At 30.3% G+C, this 4,664-nt stretch carries 6 protein-coding genes; 5 read left to right on the top strand and 1 reads right to left on the bottom strand.

Going from position 1 to position 4,664, the window contains the following annotated elements:
* Window positions 1–260: 260 nt before the first annotated feature.
* Window positions 261–446, bottom strand: coding sequence for a DUF1858 domain-containing protein (locus FYJ27_RS12440; RefSeq protein ID WP_154485114.1), 186 nt, complete (start codon window positions 444–446; stop codon window positions 261–263).
* A gap of 153 nt (window positions 447–599) precedes the next feature.
* Between FYJ27_RS12440 and FYJ27_RS12435 the strand changes: the two genes are divergently transcribed.
* The 5 genes from FYJ27_RS12435 to mgtE all read left to right on the top strand — a co-directional run bounded on the left by FYJ27_RS12435 (window position 600) and on the right by mgtE (window position 4,160).
* Window positions 600–995 (top strand): phage holin family protein, encoded by a 396-nt coding sequence (locus FYJ27_RS12435; RefSeq protein ID WP_154485113.1) that lies wholly within the window; start codon window positions 600–602, stop codon window positions 993–995.
* Between the two features lie 153 nt (window positions 996–1,148).
* Window positions 1,149–1,448: a HesB-like protein gene (locus tag FYJ27_RS13115; protein ID WP_342366899.1), complete on the top strand. Its 300-nt coding sequence runs from the start codon at window positions 1,149–1,151 to the stop codon at window positions 1,446–1,448.
* Window positions 1,449–1,565: 117 nt separating this feature from the next.
* Window positions 1,566–2,603, top strand: a complete 1,038-nt coding sequence (locus FYJ27_RS12430) for a P-loop NTPase (protein WP_154485112.1) — start codon at window positions 1,566–1,568, stop codon at window positions 2,601–2,603.
* 101 nt (window positions 2,604–2,704) lie between these two features.
* Window positions 2,705–2,842, top strand: coding sequence for a hypothetical protein (locus FYJ27_RS12425; RefSeq protein WP_154485111.1), 138 nt, complete (start codon window positions 2,705–2,707; stop codon window positions 2,840–2,842).
* Window positions 2,817–4,160 (top strand): magnesium transporter, encoded by a 1,344-nt coding sequence (gene mgtE, locus FYJ27_RS12420; RefSeq protein WP_154485110.1) that lies wholly within the window; start codon window positions 2,817–2,819, stop codon window positions 4,158–4,160. Before FYJ27_RS12425 ends, mgtE begins: the two co-directional genes overlap by 26 nt.
* Window positions 4,161–4,664 lie beyond the last annotated feature (504 nt).

Below are 4,664 nucleotides of genomic sequence, written 5' to 3'. Positions count from 1 at the left end.
AGTAGGCACTAGTTAAAAAACTTAAATTCATCTCCTCAATAATATTGTGCACCAGGAAAACCTCGTCATCCATATCAAAATTATTAGTCAAATCAAAACTAAAAGATAGTTGCATTTTTTTGATTTTTGCTTTATGATTAAATTTAGTATGGTTTTTCATTGCAGATAAATTATACTAAAAAACAGGTCTTAGAGCCAGTGCTCTTTGACCTGTTTTTATTTTATGGGTTGTTTATTTTGAAACAGCCCCTTTTGTTTTTTTATTGGTTTAAAGCTTTTAAAAGCTCATTAAGATCTAAACCATGAACCATAGCTGCTTCTTCTAAAGATTCCATTTGGCTTGATGGACAACCAACACATCCCATGCCAAATCTCATAAGAGTTTCTACAGCTTCTGGCTTTTGACGTATTAATTCGCCAATAAGCATATCTTTAGTTATTTCCATTTTTTAACTCCTCCTTTAAAAATACTTTAAGAGTATCTTAACATATATTTTATACCCTTTGTAGTCTTATTATATCATTATATTTTTTTAAAAAATTAACCAATTTGCATAAAAAAAAATATAATGGAGACCATTATAAAAGGAGGTGATTTTATGGATAATAACGATAATAATAAAGATAGAAATAGAGACACTAGAACCAAAGATGACAATACTAGTGCATTAGGTGAGATACTTTTAAGAATTCTTGTTACAGCTATAGTAGTTGGGATAGCAGCTTTACTGACTCCTGGATTTAGAATTAATGGGCTTTGGAGTCTTATTTTAGCATCTGTTGTTATTGCGCTTCTTGATTATTTAGTTCAAAAGGTTGCAGGGGTGGATGCTTCGCCTTTTGGAAGGGGGCTTACAGGTTTTATTGTAGCTGCAATCATTTTATACGTTACAAAGTTTATTGTCCCAGGATTTAATATATCAGTATGGGGAGCTATAATTGGTGCCTTAGTTATTGGTATACTGGATGCTATAATCCCTGGACGTGCAATGTAGTAAGGAGACTGTCTCAAAATAATATATTATTTTGAGACAGTTTTTTATTGCCAGGATAAAAAACTTGACTTATTTAAAGTAATAATATAGAATGTGCTTATAAATACCTATATGGGGTATAAGTAAATTACAATGAAAATAAGGAGGGTTATTATGTCAATAGAAATAACTGATAAAGCGTCAAAAGAGCTTAAAAAGTTTTTGGAAAAAAAGAATGATTTAAGTAAATCACTTAGAATTTATATAGCGGGTTTTGGTTGAGGTGGGCCAAGTTTTGGCTTAGCTCTGGATGAGCAAAAAGATGGAGATAAAAAAGTTCAAGTAGAAGACTTTACGTTTTTATTAGATGAAGACATGGCTAATAACTTTAGTGATTTTACAATAGATTATTCAGATAGTTGGCTAAGAAGAGGCTTCCAAGTAAGTGTTGGAAGAGGAGGTTCTACTTGTTAAAGCAAAAAGATAGGCAGTGCCTATCTTTTTTGTTTTTTGGGCAAAAACCCATTTAATTATATAATTAGTAGGATATAATTATATGTGGGAAGAAAATATTAAAAGGAGATGATTTAGATGGATAAAGAACAGATAGTAAAAGCCTTGGAAAAAGTTTATGACCCAGAGCTAAATAGAAATTTAGTTGAATTGAATATGATAAAAAATATTTTAGAGGAAGATGGGAATGTTAAAATAGAAGTTGCTTTAACTACCATAGGTTGTCCTATGAAAAATAAAATGGAAGATGATATTATAAAAGAAATTTCTTCCCTAGAAGGTGTAAAAAGTGTAGAAGTTAAGTTTGGTGAAATGACAGAAGAAGAAAAAGACAAGCTTTTTGGACAACCCGAAAGTCTTAACTCTTTTGAAAATACAACTATATTAGCCATTGGAAGTGGAAAAGGTGGGGTAGGAAAGTCCACAGTAACTGCAAACTTAGCTGTTACTTTAAGCCATATGGGTTATAAGGTAGGTCTAATAGATGCTGATATATTAGGCTATAGTATTCCTCAAATATTGGGGATAAAACAAGAAAGGGCTACAGCAATAGATGAAAGAACTATTATCCCAGTAGAAATAGAAGGGGTAAAAGTTATGTCCATGGGAAATCTAGTAGGAGAAGATGAAGCATTGGTTTGGAGAGGTCCTGTACTTTCTGGAATATTGAATCAATTTTTAACAGAAGTGTATTGGGGAGAATTGGATTACTTATTATTGGATTTGCCACCGGGAACTGGGGATATACCTTTAAATATTATGCAAGAAGTTAAAGAAGCGAAGTTTTTAATAGTTACTACACCACAAATTACGGCTAAAGGTGTGGCAAAAAGGTTAGGGATTATGGCTAATAAAACTAATACAGAAATAGTTGGAGTTATAGAAAATATGTCTTATTTCATCTGTGATAATTGTGATGAAAAGCACTATATATTTGGCAGTGGAGAAGGAGAAAACTTAAGCAAAGAACTAGGAGTAGACTTTTTAGGAGAAATTCCTCTTCTTAAAGAGATAAGGGTAGGAAGTGACAAAGGTGTTATATTAACAAGTGATTTAAATTCAGATATAGGAAAGATTTATAAACAAATTGGTGAAAAAATAGTGAAAAAAAATTAAAAATTTCTTGAAAAAATATGTAAAGTATCATACCCTATAAGTATAATATGATATAATGTTTATTCCTGAGGAAGACTTTTAATAAGAAAGAGGTGATGATTATGGATTCTGGACCCTTATGTAGACGGATGAAATTGATGCAAGAATTGAATAGTAAGGAAAGAACTATAGTCATTACCTCTGATTGTAGTTCTTCTAAAGGAGGGACAAAAAATGAAAATAGACGAAAGAAGATTTGAAAAACTATTAGAGAATAAAGAATATATACAGCTTAGAGAAGACCTTATTCAGATGAATGCTATAGATATAGCAGAAGTACTTGAAGAAATAGACATTACTACAGCTTTAATGCTTTTTAGAATGCTTCCTAAGGATATAGCAGTTGATGTTTTCTCTTATTTTCCGGCAGATAAGCAAAAAGAAATTATAGCTTGTATTACAGATAAAGAATTGCAATATATTGTAGATGAGTTAAATTTTGATGATATGATAGATTTATTGGAAGAAATGCCTGCCAATGTAGTAAAGAAAATATTGTTAAATTCTAATTATGAAGAACGTAAACTTATAAACCAATTTTTAAACTATCCACCAGATTCAGCTGGTAGCTTAATGACTATAGAATATGTGGACCTTAAGAAAGAAATGACCGTAAAGGAATCTTTAGATCATATAAAAGAAATAGGACTTACAAAAGAGACAATTTATACTTGTTATGTAACAGATTCTAATAGGAAGTTAGAGGGCTTGGTATCACTAAGAAAACTAGTAGTAAGTGAAGAAAATGAAAAGATAGAAGATATAATGAATGAAGAAGTAATATTTGTAAATACCCATGATGATCAAGAGACGGCAGCAGACTTGTTTAAAAGATATGGATTTTTAGCTCTTCCAGTAGTTGATAAAGAAAATAGGCTTACTGGAATCATAACTGTTGATGATATAATGGCAGTAATAGACCAAGAGACTACAGAAGATTTTCAAAAGATGGCAGCTATGTCTCCGTCAGAAGAAAAATACCTTGAAACCAATATTTTTACTTTGGCAAAACATAGAATAATTTGGCTCATGGTCCTTATGGTTTCAGCTACATTTACAGGAGGTATTATAAGAAGGTATGAAAGTGTACTTCAATCTACAGTACTTTTAGCTTCCTTTATACCTATGCTTATGGATACCGGTGGAAACTCAGGAAGCCAATCTTCTACTTTAGTAATAAGGGGTTTAGCATTAGGAGATATTAGACTAAAGGATGCAGGCAAGGTTATATGGAAAGAATTTAGAATAAGTATTATTGTAGGTTTGGTTTTAGGAGTTGTTAATTTCCTAAGAATATATTATTTAGAAAAAGTTGATTTTAAAATTGCATTGACAGTTTCAATGACTTTAGTTGTTACTGTAATGATATCAAAAGTTATTGGAGGGTTACTTCCAATACTAGCTAAAAAAATGAAAATTGACCCTGCTATTATGGCAGGACCACTTATTACAACAATAGTAGATGCATTAAGTTTATTTATATACTTCTATATTGCTAGTTCTATATTAGTTTTATAATATAAAAAATATCTAATGAATTTAAAAGCCAGGCCTTCAAACCTGGCTTTTTTATTTTTTAAGGGCAACTTGCTATTGCAATTATCAAAAGAATAGATAAAATATAAGTATCTAGTTATTTCGAGGTTTGGGAATTAGTGCAAAAATCCAAACAAAACTAAAAAACTCTAAAAACTATGAATTTTCGAGCATAAAGGTCTTTGGTAACAAATTACTTTCCATAAAAAAGGAAAAACATTTTGAAATATTCTGAATAAATCTCACAGTTTTATTATCCTACATTTGGCATATTAATTGCATTTAAATAGTGTACTGTTGGCTTTAGTACTATATATCCATGGACATGCCATGGATATAATTATAAAATCTATAAATAAAAGACCAGCTAATTAAAGTCAATAGATTTTAGCAAAATAATATTTAATGTTTTTTGGAAAAATTAATAATAAAAAAATGCACACCTAATAAACCAATAATTATTGGCTTAAAAAACGAAACTGTTAT

The sequence above is a fragment of the Anaerosalibacter bizertensis genome, from assembly GCF_009696605.1.
Classification (GTDB): domain Bacteria; phylum Bacillota; class Clostridia; order Tissierellales; family Sporanaerobacteraceae; genus Anaerosalibacter; species Anaerosalibacter bizertensis.
Note: the sequence above shows the minus strand (reverse complement) of the source record. Positions and strands in the feature narration are given on the sequence as shown.

Excerpts from the sequence above, each read along its gene's own strand:
- FYJ27_RS12440 (WP_154485114.1), bottom strand. The coding sequence starts at position 446 with ATGGAAATAACTAAAGATATGCTTATTGGCGAATTAATACGTCAAAAG.
- FYJ27_RS12435 (WP_154485113.1), top strand. The coding sequence starts at position 600 with ATGGATAATAACGATAATAATAAAGATAGAAATAGAGACACTAGAACC.
- FYJ27_RS12430 (WP_154485112.1), top strand. The coding sequence starts at position 1,566 with ATGGATAAAGAACAGATAGTAAAAGCCTTGGAAAAAGTTTATGACCCA.
- FYJ27_RS12425 (WP_154485111.1), top strand. The coding sequence starts at position 2,705 with ATGGATTCTGGACCCTTATGTAGACGGATGAAATTGATGCAAGAATTG.
- mgtE (WP_154485110.1), top strand. The coding sequence starts at position 2,817 with ATGAAAATAGACGAAAGAAGATTTGAAAAACTATTAGAGAATAAAGAA.